The organism is Ewingella sp. S1.OA.A_B6, from assembly GCF_049889095.1.
Classification (GTDB): Bacteria; Pseudomonadota; Gammaproteobacteria; order Enterobacterales; family Enterobacteriaceae; genus Ewingella.
The window spans coordinates 1,521,840-1,537,211 of the sequence record NZ_JBLJFK010000001.1 but is presented as its reverse complement, the minus strand read 5'-3'; the positions used below and the strand labels follow the sequence as shown (position 1 = coordinate 1,537,211).

General features: G+C 56.5%; 13 protein-coding genes. All 13 read right to left on the bottom strand.

The window, feature by feature from the left end:
* Window positions 1-126: 126 nt before the first annotated feature.
* Window positions 127-903, bottom strand: coding sequence for a DgsA anti-repressor MtfA (gene mtfA, locus ACMV8I_RS07295; protein WP_498864501.1), 777 nt, complete (start codon window positions 901-903; stop codon window positions 127-129).
* A gap of 226 nt (window positions 904-1,129) precedes the next feature.
* Window positions 1,130-2,158, bottom strand: coding sequence for a HoxN/HupN/NixA family nickel/cobalt transporter (locus tag ACMV8I_RS07290; RefSeq protein ID WP_498864500.1), 1,029 nt, complete (start codon window positions 2,156-2,158; stop codon window positions 1,130-1,132).
* 18 nt (window positions 2,159-2,176) lie between these two features.
* Window positions 2,177-4,513, bottom strand: a complete 2,337-nt coding sequence (gene hypF, locus ACMV8I_RS07285; protein ID WP_498864499.1) for a carbamoyltransferase HypF — start codon at window positions 4,511-4,513, stop codon at window positions 2,177-2,179.
* A gap of 119 nt (window positions 4,514-4,632) precedes the next feature.
* Complete coding sequence (gene fdhF / locus ACMV8I_RS07280) at window positions 4,633-6,804, bottom strand: formate dehydrogenase subunit alpha (RefSeq protein ID WP_498864498.1); 2,172 nt, start codon at window positions 6,802-6,804, stop codon at window positions 4,633-4,635.
* Between the two features lie 23 nt (window positions 6,805-6,827).
* Complete coding sequence (hydN, locus tag ACMV8I_RS07275) at window positions 6,828-7,373, bottom strand: electron transport protein HydN (RefSeq protein WP_498864497.1); 546 nt, start codon at window positions 7,371-7,373, stop codon at window positions 6,828-6,830.
* A 322-nt stretch (window positions 7,374-7,695) separates the two neighbouring features.
* Window positions 7,696-8,181 carry a hydrogenase maturation peptidase HycI gene (gene hycI, locus ACMV8I_RS07270; RefSeq protein ID WP_498864496.1) on the bottom strand — a complete coding sequence of 162 codons (486 nt, stop codon included), beginning with the start codon at window positions 8,179-8,181 and terminating at the stop codon, window positions 7,696-7,698.
* On the bottom strand, window positions 8,174-8,653 hold the full coding sequence (locus tag ACMV8I_RS07265; RefSeq protein WP_498864495.1) for a formate hydrogenlyase maturation HycH family protein: 480 nt from the start codon (window positions 8,651-8,653) through the stop codon (window positions 8,174-8,176). The genes hycI and ACMV8I_RS07265 overlap by 8 nt, the downstream gene beginning before the upstream one ends.
* The gene (locus tag ACMV8I_RS07260; protein WP_498864494.1) at window positions 8,653-9,450 is read right to left on the bottom strand and encodes an NADH-quinone oxidoreductase subunit B family protein; all 798 of its coding nucleotides are present in this window, start codon (window positions 9,448-9,450) and stop codon (window positions 8,653-8,655) included. Before ACMV8I_RS07260 ends, ACMV8I_RS07265 begins: the two co-directional genes overlap by 1 nt.
* Window positions 9,447-10,004: a formate hydrogenlyase complex iron-sulfur subunit gene (locus ACMV8I_RS07255; protein WP_498864493.1), complete on the bottom strand. Its 558-nt coding sequence runs from the start codon at window positions 10,002-10,004 to the stop codon at window positions 9,447-9,449. The genes ACMV8I_RS07260 and ACMV8I_RS07255 overlap by 4 nt, the downstream gene beginning before the upstream one ends.
* Window positions 10,005-10,017: 13 nt before the next feature.
* Window positions 10,018-11,742 (bottom strand): hydrogenase large subunit, encoded by a 1,725-nt coding sequence (locus tag ACMV8I_RS07250; protein WP_498864492.1) that lies wholly within the window; start codon window positions 11,740-11,742, stop codon window positions 10,018-10,020.
* Between the two features lie 44 nt (window positions 11,743-11,786).
* A complete protein-coding gene (locus tag ACMV8I_RS07245) occupies window positions 11,787-12,752 on the bottom strand; it encodes a respiratory chain complex I subunit 1 family protein (protein WP_498864491.1) in 966 nt (321 codons plus the stop codon).
* A gap of 10 nt (window positions 12,753-12,762) precedes the next feature.
* Window positions 12,763-14,679 carry a proton-conducting transporter transmembrane domain-containing protein gene (locus tag ACMV8I_RS07240; RefSeq protein ID WP_498864490.1) on the bottom strand — a complete coding sequence of 639 codons (1,917 nt, stop codon included), beginning with the start codon at window positions 14,677-14,679 and terminating at the stop codon, window positions 12,763-12,765.
* Window positions 14,679-15,299, bottom strand: coding sequence for a 4Fe-4S dicluster domain-containing protein (locus ACMV8I_RS07235; protein WP_498864753.1), 621 nt, complete (start codon window positions 15,297-15,299; stop codon window positions 14,679-14,681). The genes ACMV8I_RS07240 and ACMV8I_RS07235 overlap by 1 nt, the downstream gene beginning before the upstream one ends.
* Window positions 15,300-15,372 lie beyond the last annotated feature (73 nt).

The following is a 15,372-nucleotide window of genomic DNA, read 5'->3' as shown; positions in this document are numbered from 1 at the left end:
ATGATATCCAGCCCCCCGCAGGGTGTCAACGCTAAATTAGCTTTACAAAGCTGACTGCTCACCAACTGAGCAAAAACAGGTGAAATCCCTTAGGATCCTTATCAATAACAACCTTGTGAAGATAAATTAACAGTCGCAAGGGTGGTTACGGGCCAGCCTGGCCAGTGGGTCTTGCTTATAAAAGCGGGTAAAATGACCATAAACCAATGGAAAACGGGTAGAAAGCAGATCCGGCGCACTGAAAAAGTATTCTGACAGCACGGCGAAACACTCCGCGGCATCACTGGCAGCGTAGGCGTCCATACTGGCGGCATCCTCGCCCACCATGTCGATTTCGTCCTGAAGATTTTCCATGGCCGCGTGGAGATCGTGCTCCCAGGCCACTACATCACGCAGCGCGACAGGCGGAATTCCGCTGACCTCGCCACCGTTGCGTAGATCCAGTTTATGCGCGGCTTCGTGAATGATTAGGTTAAAACCGGAGTTATCAAAGGAGTCTTCTATATCTTGCCAATTGAGTACAACAGGGCCCTGATCCCAGCTCTGCCCGGCATGAATTTGTGAACCCGCATGCACCAGACCGTTATCATCCTGCCACGGAGAGTCAACCACGAAAGGATTCGGATAGAGCAGAATTTCATGGAAACCGTCGAGCCACTCCGCGCCAAGTTCCATCACCGGGAGCGCAAAGAGCAGAGCAATCCTTGCCTGCATTTGTTCATTTAGAACAATACCTTGCAGGGGTACTAGCCGTTTTTGATGTAATAACTGGCTAGCCACTTGCACCAGACGTTTCTGCTCTTGGTCATTCAATGACGCCAAAAGGGGGATATTCAGTGCATCTTGCCACGCAGCCCACTTTTCTGTCTGGAGATCGTTCGTTTTCCACGGCCACTTAATCATTGGATTGCTCGCACAGTGATCATTTGAACTGCTCGCTGGAGTTGAACTGTAAACTTGCCGCAAAACGGGGGCGCTTTGCAACCTGCAATACAGGAGAGGGCGAAGTTGCTGAACTTCGAATTCTCGTAACCGTTTGAACCATGAAGATATTTATTCATATTCGAACGATTTTCATTCAGCGCTATTCAAGCACTTACAGCAACAAATGTCTGTGACCAAAACCACGTTACTCTGTGCCTAATTTATCGTATCCCTTCCAGCGATAATTGGCCGCCGATATACCCCAAAAGAGAATGAACAACGCCACGGCGGCATAGCCTACGTTACCCATATTTTCATTCAGCCCGTCTATGATCCGCCAACCTCCCTGGTGCCAGTTAAATTTATCGGCCAGCAGACCGAGTGTTTCCAGTCCGCCGATAAACAGAGCAATCATCACGCTGGTGGCGGTGATGGTCATATTGTAATAGAGCTTGCGCACCGGTTTATCGAAAGCCCATCCGTACGCGCCGACCATAACAAAGTTGTCGAGTGAGTCAATAAGCGCCATGCCGCTGGCAAAAAGTGCTGGAAACACCATGATGCTCCAGACTGACATACCCGATGAAGCGCCCGCCGCAGAAATACCCAGCAAGCCGATTTCCGTTGCGGTGTCGAAACCTAACCCGAATAAAAACCCGACCAGATACATCTGCCAACTGCGGTTAACCAGTTTGAATGCGAAACCAAAAACGCGGGTCATCACGCCACCCTGCATGTCTTGCGCATTTTCCGGTTGAATAAATGGCACACCGCGCTTTACCTGTTCAAAGCGACGCCAAACATCGCGCAGGATTGCGGCATTAACTGCTGCCATCAACAATAAAAAGAGCGCTGAAACCAGCGTGCCAATGGTGCTGCCGTAGTGATGTAACCAGCCGATCTTGTCACCAAATAACAAAGAGGTGGCCGCAATTGCTGCGCAGGCAATGACCACAATGCTTGAATGACCGAGGGAGAAATAAGCCCCGACCGCCACCGGACGCTGTCCCTGCTGCATTAGTTTGCGGGTGACGTTGTCGATCGCCGCAATATGGTCAGCATCCACTGCATGACGCAGGCCATAGCCATAGGCCAGCAGGGCCGCCGCAATCAATGCTGCGCTGTGGCGGAACATCACCAACGCCCAGCCCCAGGCCAACAGATTGACGGCTATCAGCCCGGTGAGAAGCCAGAAAGCACGGCGGTGCGTTTGGAAAAAATTGCGGTTAATCATGAGGACCCTTATTTTATTTCAATTTAAAACCAGAGGCAGTTTAAAACCAGAAGCATGTTGAAGACGGGCGCAGGCGATGACCGCCTGACCCAGTGCCAGCCCACCGTCGCCTGCCGGATAGTCGAGAGGCATGAGTATGTTAAGTGGCGATAGCGCGCGATGTAAAAGCTGGCGCAGTAACCGGTTATGCAGCACGCCGCCGCCGAGTGCGACGGTACGGATGCCCGTTTTCGCGCAGTAATAGCGGGCGAGGGTCGCAAGTCCTTGTGCCAGCGCGTCATGGAAGGCAAAGGCGCGCGCAGCCGGTGCGGCTTCCCAGCGGAGCCACTGTTGCCAGAACACGGCTAAATCCAAAAAAGTGCCGTTAGCGGTGTGCATGAGTGGCAAAGTGACCGGATGTTTGGCGCCAGCCCCTCGCTGCGCCAGTGCTTCGAGCTGACATGCTGCTTCACCTTCCCAACTCAGGACTTCTGGCGTGCAGCCCAGAGCGAATGCCACGGCGTCGAATAAGCGTCCGCAGGAAGAAGCCCGCGGCGAATTAATTCCTGCCGTAATCGCTTTGGACAGCGGTTGCCACGGATGCGTAAGTAACGCCTGCGCCTCAGGAAGACTCTGCCAGTCCGGCACAAAAGCCATCCACTGCGCGAGCAGGTTACGCCAGGGTTCCCGTGCGGCACGGTCGCCACCCGCTAGCGCGATTGCCGGTAAGCCGCCCAGATGCTGGCAGTGCAGATAATCCACCAGCAAACATTCGCCGCCCCACAACGCGCCTTTATTATCATAAGAGATGCCATACCCGAGCCCGTCCAGTGCCAGACCGATGACGCTTCCGCCGTCAAGCGGCCAGAGGTGTTCTGCCAGACAGGCGGCAATATGCGCATGGTGATGCAGAACATTCACCACCCTTATTGCGGGCTTGTGCGTCCGAACGTGGCTCACGTAAGCAGGATGTGCATCGCGGACGACGGTGAGTGGCATGCAACCATAGAGATGCTGAAAATGTTCAATTGCCTGTTGCTGTTGTAAGGCAATATCACGATGCGCCAGCGAACCAAAGTGCGCACTGAGTACTGCCTGTCCACCGCGCACCAGACAAAAGGTATTTTTGAGATCGCCACCGAGTGCCAGTAGCGGCGCCTGCGCGATAAAGCCTGGTGGAAGTGATATTGCGTCAGGTACGTAACCCCTTGCGCGTCGTAGCACTTCGGTGCCCTGTGGAGTAAGGCGGACCAGTGAATCATCAGCACGCTGAACGATATTGCGGTTATGCATTAACCACAGGTCGGCGATACCCTCGAGTTGGTGCAGCGCATCCGCGTTGTTTAACGCCGGTGCGCAGCCTGCGGCATTGCCAGACGTCATCACCAGCGGCGTCTGGCAGGCTTGCATCAGCAAGTGATGCAGTGGTGTAAACGGCAGCATCAACCCAACTTCATCCAGTTCCGGCGCAATGGCTGCACACAGCGGCGACGTCTTACTTTGTGCCGTCAGTACAATCGGCGCAGCGGCGGACTGCAACACTTCACGCAGCGCAAACAACGGGCTTTCATTGCTGCACCGCGCCAGCCAGTGAATGTCAGGCAGCATGACCGCCAGCGGTTTTGTCGGGCGGTGTTTACGCTCACGCAGGCGCATTACGGCGGCCTGCTGTGTGGCATCACAGGCCAGATGGAAACCGCCAAGTCCTTTGATCGCGATGATTCTCCCATCTCGCAGCGCTGCCACTGCCTGTTCAATGGCCGCCTGATCCTGCGTCATTGTTTCGCCATTGGGTTCGCCATTTTTATGGATGGCGCTGACCCGTGGACCGCAGTGAGGGCAGGCTATCGGCTGGGCGTGAAAGCGCCGGTCAGCGGGATTTTGATATTCCTGCTGACACTCGGGGCACAGCGTAAATTCCATCATGCTGGTGGAAGAGCGGTCGTACGGCATTGATCGGATCAGCGTAAAACGCGGGCCGCAATGGGTGCAGTTGGTAAAGGCATAGCCGAAACGACGCTCGCCGGGCTGGTTGATCTCTTTCAAACATTCCGGGCAGGTTGCGGCATCTGGCACCACCTGAGTGTCCATCTGACTTTTGCGACTACCGGTAATGGTGAAGTTTTGTGGGGGAGTCGGCCAGTCAAAAGGATCGAGGGCAATGCTGTCGATACGGGCCAGTGGCGGACAGTCGCGCTGCAACTGTTCGACAAAAGCGTCGATATTGACTGGCTGAAGCAGTCTGATTTCTACACCCGCGCTGTCGTTACACACCTCACCGCGCAGCCGAAGCCGTTCAGCCAGTTGCCAGATAAAAGGGCGGAAACCCACGCCCTGAACCTTGCCGCTGATGCGGATGAGTAAAGAATCAAACATAAAATTTCTCTGAAAATTTTGAGGGATAGCCGGGAAGGTCAAAGCACACTTCAACTTTGTGATTGACCTTGATACCCCACCCCAACTTTTTCCCTGGTGAGAAGTGAAGGAGCAAAAAACTAAATCTCAACCACCGGGATCACATCTTCGACGGCACTGCGCAGGCGTGCTTTCATGTCGCTGTAAGTTTGCTGGGCATAGTTTTCCGCCCAGCGCTGATCGGCGATTTGCTCGACGTTTACCGCGCAATATTTGGTTTCTGGCGTTTTGGAGATCGGATCCAGATTTTCCTGTGTCAGTTCATTACAGGCACCGATCCACCACTGATAAGTCATATATACCGCGCCAATGTTGATGCGCTCGTTGTAGTTGGCGCGGGTGATCACTTTGCCACGGCGTGAAGCGACCCAGACCAGTTGTTGATCGCGGATACCCAGCGCCTGCGCGTCCTGAGGATGCATCTGCACGAAGCCCGGTTCATCGGCCAGGGTTTGCAGGGCGGCGCAGTTACCGGTCATGGAACGGCAGGAGTAGTGGCCAACTTCGCGCACGGTACACAGCACCAGCGGGTAATCGCCGTCCGGCACTTCAGCCGGTGCGCGCCACGGTGCGGCAAACAACTGGCCTTTACCGGTTGGCGTGTCGAAGTGATTATCCTGATACAAGTACGGAGTTCCCGGGCTTTCGAGCGTGGTGCACGGCCACTGGATATGCCCAAGCGCGCCCATTTTTTCGTAGGTTGCGCCATAGAACAGCGGGCACAGCGCGCGCATTTCGTCCCAGATTTCCTGATTGTCGTTATAGTGCATCGGATAACCGAGTTCGGTTGCCAGCAAGCTGATAATTTCCCAGTCGCGTTTGACGTTATACTTCGGCTCGATGGCTTTCTCGAATCGCTGGAAGCCACGGTCCGCGCAGGAAAATACACCGCCGTGCTCGCCCCAGGACGTCGCAGGCAGGATCACGTCAGCCTGTTCAGCGGTTTTGGTCATGAAAATATCCTGCACCACGACAAACTCCAGCGCCTCGAAGCCTTTACGTACTAAACTCAAATCCGCTTCGGTCTGCAGCGGATCTTCACCCATGATGTAGTAGGCTTTGACGTGGCCTTCGATGGCCAGATGCGGGATCTCGGTGATGCGCAGGCCAACTTCTGCGTCCATCTGGTTGACGTCAATGCCCCAGGCGTCAGCGAATTTCGCACGGACTTTCGGATCGGTGACCGACTGATACCCTGGGAATTCATTCGGCAGCACGCCCATGTCGCAGGCTCCCTGCACATTGTTCTGACCGCGCACTGGCCCGACGCCGACGTTGGCACGGCCCAGATTACCGGTCAGCAGCGCCAGGCCCGCCAGGCCTTTCACGACATCAACCGCTTGACCGAACTGCGTCACGCCCATGCCCCACATGATGGTGGCAGAAGGCGCGGCGGCATAAGTGCGCATTGCCTGACGGATTTGCTGGGCGGATACACCGGTCTGTTCTGCGACCGCTTCCGGCGAATAATCGGCAACGTTTTTGCGGTATTCGTCGAAGCCTTCGGTGTATTTGGCGACATAGTCCTGGTCATACAGATTTTCTTCGATCAGAACATGAGCAAAAGCATTAACCAGCGCCATGTTGCAGCCGTTGGTGATTTGCAGATGTTGATCGGCGATACGTGCGGTTTCGATGCGGCGCGGATCGCAAACAATGATCTGCGCGCCTTTCTCTTTCGCTTTGATCACGCGGCGGGCGACGATCGGATGTGAATCGGCGCAGTTATAGCCAATCACCAGCAGACATTTGGAGTTCTCGATATCGCCGATGGAATTACTCATCGCACCGTTGCCGAGCGTAGCCTGTAAACCAGCGACCGACGGGCCGTGACACACGCGGGCGCAGCAGTCGACGTTGTTAGTGCCGATCACCGCACGGGCGAATTTTTGCATCACATAGTTAGTTTCATTACCGGTGCCACGTGAAGAACCGGTATGCATAATGGCGCGTGGACCGTGTTTTTGCTTGATCTCTTTCAGGCGTTGCGCAGTATAGCGGATGGCTTCATCCCAACTGACGGCTTCAAATTTTCCGCCTTTTTGACGACGGATCAACGGCTGTGTCAGGCGCGGGGTCAGCAGTTTTGTATCATTGAGAAAATCCCAGCCGTAGTAGCCTTTCAGGCACAGTTCGCCCTGATTAGTGACGCCATTGGCGGCTTCGGCGCGAATAATTTTTCCGTTATCCACAACCAGATTCATTTTGCATCCCGCCCCACAGTATGGGCAGACAGTGGTGATTTTTTTCATGTTCTTCCTTCCTCTCTCCGAGGTTAAAACAGCAGGGGTGAGGTGCTATCGAGCGCAGCGCGGCGGCGTTTTTCTGCGTTCATTTCCTGTAAGTGATTACGGTCAATGGCGAACAGCGCCTTGGTCGGGCAGATTTCCATACAGGCCGGGCCGCCGGCACGGGTGTGGCACAGGTCGCATTTATGCGCTTCGGCTTTGTCAGAGGTGGCAGTCATGGCCGCGCCGTTCTGGCGGAAAATTGGTTTGGTGACGACTTCCATTGCGCCGTAAGGGCAGGCAACGACGCAGGTTTTGCAGCCGATGCAGCGTTCCTGCATGACCTGCACGCGGTCGCCGACGCGGCTAATAGCACCGTTCGGACAAACGTTGGCGCAGGGCGCATCTTCACACTGGCGGCACATTACGGCGGTGCTAAGATTGACGCCTTTGATCACATGCAAGCGCGGCGCGAAAGTGGCGGCATTGAGCAGTGAAATATCCTGCGATTCACTGTGTGCCATCACGCAGGCAATTTCACAGGTACGACAGCCGATACATTTTTTGGGGTCGGCGATAATAAACCGGTTCATACTTAACTCTCCAAATCCCCTTCGTCCTTGACGCCGCAGGTGTGCTGGCTGTACTCACTCGCCCGAATAACTGATTCATGTCAGCTCATCGGGACGCTTTCGCTTGCCGCCTTCCTGCAACGTCAATGACGTTGGGGGATCTCTGTGTTCAGTTTTAAACGTTGTCAGCTACTGGCTATACATAAAACGTGCCAGTTCTGGTTATTTATTTTTAGTATTTATATTCAAATGGTTAGCTTGATATTTTTTCGCAGTGACGAAATTCATCGCTGACGTCATGTCCGTGTCGTCACCGCTTCGACAGTTGTGTCGAAAGCCGTTGTCAGGCTATGTCCGCATCAAAAAGAGCAATACCCAGCCCGGTTTCAAGCAAAGGTAAAATCTGATGTAAATGGCAAACCGCCTGTTCCACCACCGGGCTCATCGGGTAGTAAAACGCCACGACATCCGGCTGGATACCGACAAACGTGATTTGCGGGATGTCTTCACGTAGTTGCTGGATCAGGAACGTGAGCGGCAAATTATGGGTGGTCATCATGAACATCTCACCGATGTCATTTTCGTCGATAATGCGCATCTCTCCGGGTGTCAGGCCCATATCGGTGGCATCGACAATCACCAGATGTTCCGGCCGCAGTTGGCGCAAAAAACCGATGTCGTTTTCCGGTGCGGCACCGCCGTCAACCACCGTCCAACCGGTCAGCGGTTGTTCTGCGCACAGTTCTGCCAGCCTCGGGCCGGCACCGTCGTCACCCATCATGCTGTTACCGACGCACAACAGGGCGTAGCGGGAAGGGGTATCAGGCATCGTATCTCCTGACCATCAGGTACATGGCGGGGTCGTTTTCGATTTGCTGGAGCAGGGCGATAAGCGTGTCGCTCCAACCCTGTTGCTCCGCGTTCATATGTTCACGGGCGTCGCGCAGCGCCAGCGCCAGACAATGCGTGTGGCTGCTGTCGATATTTATTTCGCCAAAGCGTTGTACACCGGCCAATTTCCGATGTGCAACGCTATTTTCCGGCAGGCAGTCAACCCACTGCCGGTAGGCGTTGAGCGGGCATTCGAGGCGGGATTTCAGGCAGTCGATCACCCCAAGGTGATGGCCGATCGCCAGACTGTAATAAATCACCTCCTTTACTTGTTGTGAGCTGCGTTTCTGCGCGCTTTTCTCGTCGACAAACTTGCTGCTCAGCGAATAGAAAATCACTTTATTCTTATCGTACGCGCTGCCCGCTGGCTTCTGATGCCGGGCATAACGCTGGTCGTTAGCGGAAGCCATCACAGATGCACCTCCCCGCGCAGCACCTGCTGATAAATCTGTTGCAGGTTGCCGACAATTTCGTTGAGCCGCATATCCCCTTGCTCGTCGAGATACGCCGACACGCGCTGTTCGACCGGTTGCAGGCCGGGTGCGGCGACCAACTGCATAAATTGGTCGGCAATCTGGCGGCCATAGCGATAACCGGCCATGCGGCGCGCTTCGCGATCGAGCAAGACACGCAGCGGCTGTGGCAGCTCGGGGTGCAGTAACGCCGCCGGAACCGCTGCCGCTTCATCGTGCTGCTGACCTTTGATTTTTTGATCCAGCAGGCCGAGCGCCATCGCGAAGCCGTAAATCGTGGCGGCAGGGGTCGGCGGGCAACCCGGAATATACACATCAACCGGAACGATTTTGTCGGTGCCGCCCCATACGCAGTAAAGGTCGTGGAAGATACCGCCGCTGTTGCCGCAGGCACCGTAGGAAATGCAAATTTTCGGATCCGGTGCAGAATCCCAGGCACGCAGCGCGGGCACGCGCATGGCACGGGTGACGGCACCGGTGAACAGCAAAATGTCGGCGTGACGCGGCGACGGCACGACTTTAATACCAAAGCGTTCGGCATCGAACAGCGGTGAAATTGCGGCGAAAATCTCAATTTCACAACCGTTGCAGCCGCCGCAGTCTACGCGGTAGACATAGGCGGAACGGCGGATGCTAGTGAGCAGGGTGGATTTCAGTTTGGCAATGCTTTCGTCAATAGTGACGGGTACCGGCAAGCCATTTTCGTCACGCGGGCCGATCAGCGTCTGGCTCATAGCTGTGTCTCCGTGGACATATGACGGCCGATATCAATACGGTCGGTGGATGCAAGGCAGTGCATTTTTTTGCATGTCGGACAGGTTTCATACTGTGCCCGGCGGTCGGTCACCTGACGCTCGCTCAGCGCGCCGTTTTCCTGCAACAGGCTGAGCGCGAAATCGATTTCCTTTTGTACGGCGTAAGGTTTACCGCATTCACGGCAATGGCAGACGGGAAAATCGGCGGTTTCGTACAGGTCTTCTTTGCGCCACACGGCCAGTTCGAACTCTTGCGAGAGTTTAATTGCCGCCGTCGGACAGACTTCTTCGCAGCGGGCGCAGAAAATGCAGCGACCTAAAAACAGCGACCAGCGGAGACTTTCGCCGTCTTCCGCCGTGGTCATGGTCAGTGCGTTGGAGGGACAGGCGTTGGCGCAGGCCCCGCAGGCGATGCACTGCTGCGCCGTATAGTGCGGTTTGCCGCGAAAGTTAGGTGCCAGATCCAGCGGTTTGAACGGATAGGCCACCGTTGCCGTGCCGGTTTTTAGCACTTTCTTAATCAGTTTCAGCATGATGAGCGGTTCCTTAAAGCGGTGAATTTTTACGTTCAATGCCGTAACGTTCGATCTCTTTGTAGGGCACTACGATGGTCGTTTTCTTCCGCACATCGACCACCGTCATGCGATCGGTGCAGGAATAACAAGGATCGAGGCTGCCGATGATCAGCGGTGCGTCGGACACGGTATTGCCGCGCAGCATATAGCGCAGCGTCGGCCAGTTGGCGTAGGTTGCTGCACGGCAGCGCCAGCGGAACAGCTTCTGGTTATCGCCGGTCATGCTCCAGTGAATGTCGTCGCCGCGTGGTGCTTCGGCAAAGCCCAGCGCGAAGCGGTGCGGAATATAAGTAAAGCCTTCTACCGCCAGCGGGCCGCCTGGCAAGCTTTGCAGGCCGAACTCAATCATATTCAATGAGTTAAAAACTTCGTGGATGCGTACTTTCAGGCGGGAATAAACGTCGTTACCGGTTTCGCTGTAAAGCTCGAACGGTAACCTGGCGTACCCGGCGTAAGGATGATCCTGGCGCATGTCGCGGCGATGGCCACTGCCGCGCACCATGGGACCAACGTTGCTGAAATCGCGTGCCACCTGCGGGTCGAGAATACCGACACCAACGCTGCGCTGTTCGGTATTCGGCGTGCTGAGCAGAATATCCACCAACTCATGCAGGTCACGGCGCATGCTGCCCGCCAGCGCAATCGTTGCGATCATGTCATCTTTCAGGATGTCGCGACGCATACCGCCAATCAGATTCATACCGTAGGTTTTACGCGCGCCGGTGAGAATTTCGGCCATTTTCATGGACTGCTCACGTACGCGGAAAAACTGCATAAAGCCGGAGTCAAACCCAACGAAATGGCAGGCCAGCCCAAGGTTCAGCAGGTGGCTGTGCAGGCGTTCTACTTCCAACAGAATCGAGCGGATCATCTGCGCACGTTCCGGTACCACAATCCCCATCGCATTTTCTACCGATGAGGTGTAGGCCACGCTGTGGGTAAAGCCGCAGATGCCGCAGACGCGATCCGACAAGAACGTCACTTCGTTATAACCCATGCGCGTTTCAGCCAGTTTTTCCATGCCACGATGCACGTAAAACAGGCGGTAATCTGCGTCGATAATGTCTTCGCCGTCGACGAACAGACGGAAGTGTCCGGGCTCGTCAGACGTGACGTGCAGCGGGCCAATCGGCACAATTTTGCTGCCTTCTTTGGCCTCGGAAATAAACGGATAGGTCTCCTCGTCGGTAGTCGGCGCAGGGCGCTGACGGTAATCCATTGAATCCTTGCGCAGCGGATACAAATCGTCAGGCCAGTCATCGGGCAGCACCAAGCGGCGCTCATCCGGCAACCCCACTGGGCGCAGACCGTACATGTCGCGGACTTCGCGTTCGCCCCAGACTGCCGCCGGCACGCGCGGCGTGACCGAAGGGAATTCCAGCGAAACGGGATCCACGTCGGCGCGCACGGTGATCCAGCACTTCACGCCTTGTTCCATCGACAGCACGTAATACAGCGCGTAGTTGCCGCACAGCGTGCGCTCATCATTGCCAAATACCACTGACAGCCAGCCTCCCTGCTGGTAATACAGCCACTCGACCACTTCCGGCAGGGCGTTCAGTTTGATAGTCACCGTCGCCTGCGTGTCGGTCTGCCATTCGCTGCCTAAAATCGCTGACGGGAACTGCTTCACCAGCGCCGCCAGATAATGTTTACCGACCGGATTTTGGTTTAACGCGGTATTTAAATCACTCATTACAAAGCCTCTTCCCACCGCAGCGGGACAAGAAAAATGTCAGGTCAGCCTGCGACCCACCAGGAAACCAGCGCCAGAAACGCCAGCCCGAAGCCTGCCCAGGTGGTGCGGGACGTTTTAAGAAAGCGCAGACGGGCGACGCTATTTTCGATCAATGCCACCAGGAAAACGGCAATCAGCAGTTTCAGCAGGCACAGCACCACGGCGGTCAGTAACGTCAGCGGGGTGATGTGCTCCGCCAGCCCGAACGGGAAAAACAGGCCGAGGAACAACTGCAACACCACCAACTGCTTCAGGCTTATACCCATTTTCAGCACGCCCAGCGCGGCACCGGAATATTCGGTCAGCGGGCCTTCCTGCAACTCCTGTTCGGCTTCTGCCATATCAAACGGCAGCTTGCCCATCTCGATATAGGTGGCGAAGGCGCAGGCCAGACCTGCCAGAATTAACGTTAAGGAAGACGACACGGGCCAGTGCAGCACGCGGGTGGAAATCGCGCCAAGTGAGGTCGAACCGGCAACCAGCGCCGCCACCCACAGACCGAGCAGCAAAATAGGCTCAACCAGCACACCGAGCACCGCTTCGCGGCTGGCACCGATGCCGGTGAACGGACTGCCGGTATCCAGACCGGCGATGACAAACACGAAACGCACCACGGCGAACAGATAAATGACGGTGATCAGATCACCGGCTGCGCCCATCGGCGACGCTAGGGTGACCATCGGCAGGGCGGTAGCGATCACCAGTAATCCGCCGGTCAGCAGATAAGGCATACTGCGAAAGGCTTTGCCGGACGCTGCCGGAGCCACGCTCTGACGCGTTAATAATTTGGCGATGTCGCGATATTCCTGTAACACGCCCGGTCCCTGTCGGTTGTGCATACGGGCGCGCATCACGCGGCTGAAGCCGGCAAACAGCGGCGCAATGGCCAGCAGTGCCAGTGCCTGAATCAGCGCCAGTGGCCACAGTGAACTGACCAGCAGCTCTTCATAAAAAACGGGGAAATTCATGTTCAGTTCCTCAGGCAAAAGCCACAACCAGCAGCACGGCCAGTTCGATGAAAGCCAGACGACGGCAGAATACCCCCAACCAGCCCTGATGCAGGGCGGCAACCAGCGCGGCAGGGGTGGCCCAGACACGCAGCCGGTACAGCGGCGCAAACATGATGCGCAGCGGCTGGGCGAAACCGGTGGCGGTCACCACCATGTCCGCAGAATGTCCGTAGCCGCAGGCCCAGGCGTCACCGCGCAGGCGGTTTGGCGGGCGGCTTGCGCGCAACAGGCTGGCTATCAGCCACGGCAGTAACGGCATCGCCAGCAGCAGCAGGGCAATCATTGGCGCAGACACGGCAGAGGTGGTGGAAAACACGATGCCGTGTTGTGCAAACGGCATGACCGGCAGGTTCAACGTAGAAGCAAGCACCGAGGCGGCAACGGCGGAGAAATGCGGAATGATCCACGGTGATGCGATGCCACAAATCACGCACAGCAGCGCCAGCAGCAGGCTGCCTAGCGTCATCGCCAGCGGTGCCGGTGCGGCGTTCGCAGCGGCTGGGCTGCGCGGTGCACCGAGAAAAGTGACCCCGAACACTTTGCTAATACACATCAGCGCCAGCGCTCCGGTCAGTGCCAAACCGACCGCCAGCAGCGGCCCAAGCAGACGCGCAATAAATACCTGACTGCTGCTGAGCTGGAACAACGACTGATACAACAGCCATTCGCTGGCAAAACCGTTCAGCGGCGGCAGTGCCGCCATCGACATCAGCGCAATCAGCATCGCCACGGCGGTCCAGGGCATCAGGCGCGCAATCCCGCCGAGTTTTTCCATATCCTTAATACCGGTCTGCATTTCGATTTCACCGGCACCGAGGAATAGCGAGGTTTTGAACAGCCCGTGGTTGAAAAGATGGAACAATCCTGCCAGCAGCGCGAGGGAGGCCAGCACCGGCAGATCCAGCGCCACGCCAACCATCGCACCGCCAACGCCAAGCAGAATAATTCCGACGTTTTCCAGCGTGTGATAGGCCAGCAGACGGCGGATATCGTGCTCCATCAGCGCATAAAGCCCACCAATAAACGCGGTCAGCATCGCCAGGAGCAGAACCACAACCCCCCACCAGAGTGGCGGTGCGCCGAGCAGATCCAGACCGATTTTCACGATGCCAATAATGGCGACTTTCATCAATGCGCCAGAGAACAGCGCGGCGGCATGAGCCGGTGCGCTGGAGTGAGACTGCGGCACCCAGCCATGCAGCGGAATCATTCCGGCGTAGAGCCCGAAACCGGTCAGTGCCAGCAGAAAGGCGACTGACTTCACACCTGCCGTAAATTCGGTATGACGCAGCACCTCAAAATTCACACTCCCGCTGGTGTGATGCAGCAGGGCAAAGGCCAGAATCAGGCAGGTCGTGCCGAGACGGCCAGATAAGAACTGGTTCAAACCGGCGCGACGGCTTTTTGCATCGTCGCTCTGCACAATCAGGAAGTAGGCGCATAGCGCCGCCAGCTCCATCATCAGGATCAGTTCAACGGCGCTGGCTGATATTGCCGCCGCTGTCAGCGCGGCCATTAGCAGGTTACACAACAGGCCGGTGCGCGCGCGTTTGCGCTGATCCACACCCCTGAGCCATGCGCAGGCGTACAGGCTGCAAAGTAGCGCCGGCACTGACATCGCCAGCAGCAGCAAGCCGTTCAGCGGACTGAATTCAGCGGAGTAATGGAGCGCCGGCAAGGGGATGATGTGTACAGGACCATCCTGGAGTATCTGGAAAGCGGCAATTATCGTCACCAGACAGGCCAGCATGCCTCCTGCGCCGGAAATCAGGCTGCTCAGACGGGCGAAAGCAGCCACCAGCCAGCTCACCGCACCGCTCAGCAGCCAGAGAGCCAGCGCCAGGGTAAGCAGTGACACCGGGGTAAAAACGAACATAGTCGTCATTATTTCGTCTCCGCTTGAGGTGCGGTGAAGGTTGTCAGTTCGACAGGGAGATCGGCGGGGAAAACATTCATGGCGTTCAGGCGTTTCTGCTGACTGACGTCTTCTGCCCGCGCGGCGGTCACCAGCGTAATGGCCTGCGTCGGGCAGGTAGTAATACACGCGGGGCCTTCAGGACTGAAGCTGCACAAATCGCATTTCACCGCCACGGCACGGATGCCGGGAATACAGTCAAGAAATGGGCTGATGGCTCTGGGCGCCTGCGGTGCGGGCAGGGCTTTCGGAGTATTACAGTCGCGCGGGATATCCAGCGGTGTGCTGCCGGAAAAGGTGATCGCGCCAAACGGGCAGGCGATGCCGCACAGCTTGCAACTGACGCACAGACTTTCATTCAGATGAATGGCGTTGTTCTCGCGAGTGATCGCATTGACCGGGCATACCTGCGCGCAGGGTGCATCTTCACACTGGTGACACATCACCGGCGCGGAATCGAGACGGTTACGCATCACCTGCAAACGGGGGGCGGACTGTAAGCCGTGGCGCTGATGTTCCTGCGAGCAGCTGGCCATGCAGGTATTGCAGCCGATGCAGAGTTTCGCATTGGCTATCACATATTGATTCATGGCGATGTTAGTTCGGCTCATGAAGTCTCCTCTCTTGACCCTTCATACTTCGAGCCGCAGATGCCTTGGCTGC

What these genes read in the sequence shown, in the direction of transcription:
- mtfA (WP_498864501.1), bottom strand. Translation starts at nt 903, where the DNA reads ATGATTAAGTGGCCGTGGAAAACGAACGATCTCCAGACAGAAAAGTGG.
- ACMV8I_RS07290 (WP_498864500.1), bottom strand. Translation starts at nt 2,158, where the DNA reads ATGATTAACCGCAATTTTTTCCAAACGCACCGCCGTGCTTTCTGGCTT.
- hypF (WP_498864499.1), bottom strand. Translation starts at nt 4,513, where the DNA reads ATGTTTGATTCTTTACTCATCCGCATCAGCGGCAAGGTTCAGGGCGTG.
- fdhF (WP_498864498.1), bottom strand. Translation starts at nt 6,804, where the DNA reads ATGAAAAAAATCACCACTGTCTGCCCATACTGTGGGGCGGGATGCAAA.
- hydN (WP_498864497.1), bottom strand. Translation starts at nt 7,373, where the DNA reads ATGAACCGGTTTATTATCGCCGACCCCAAAAAATGTATCGGCTGTCGT.
- hycI (WP_498864496.1), bottom strand. Translation starts at nt 8,181, where the DNA reads ATGCCTGATACCCCTTCCCGCTACGCCCTGTTGTGCGTCGGTAACAGC.
- ACMV8I_RS07265 (WP_498864495.1), bottom strand. Translation starts at nt 8,653, where the DNA reads ATGGCTTCCGCTAACGACCAGCGTTATGCCCGGCATCAGAAGCCAGCG.
- ACMV8I_RS07260 (WP_498864494.1), bottom strand. Translation starts at nt 9,450, where the DNA reads ATGAGCCAGACGCTGATCGGCCCGCGTGACGAAAATGGCTTGCCGGTA.
- ACMV8I_RS07255 (WP_498864493.1), bottom strand. Translation starts at nt 10,004, where the DNA reads ATGCTGAAACTGATTAAGAAAGTGCTAAAAACCGGCACGGCAACGGTG.
- ACMV8I_RS07250 (WP_498864492.1), bottom strand. Translation starts at nt 11,742, where the DNA reads ATGAGTGATTTAAATACCGCGTTAAACCAAAATCCGGTCGGTAAACAT.
- ACMV8I_RS07245 (WP_498864491.1), bottom strand. Translation starts at nt 12,752, where the DNA reads ATGAATTTCCCCGTTTTTTATGAAGAGCTGCTGGTCAGTTCACTGTGG.
- ACMV8I_RS07240 (WP_498864490.1), bottom strand. Translation starts at nt 14,679, where the DNA reads ATGACGACTATGTTCGTTTTTACCCCGGTGTCACTGCTTACCCTGGCG.
- ACMV8I_RS07235 (WP_498864753.1), bottom strand. Translation starts at nt 15,299, where the DNA reads ATGAATCAATATGTGATAGCCAATGCGAAACTCTGCATCGGCTGCAAT.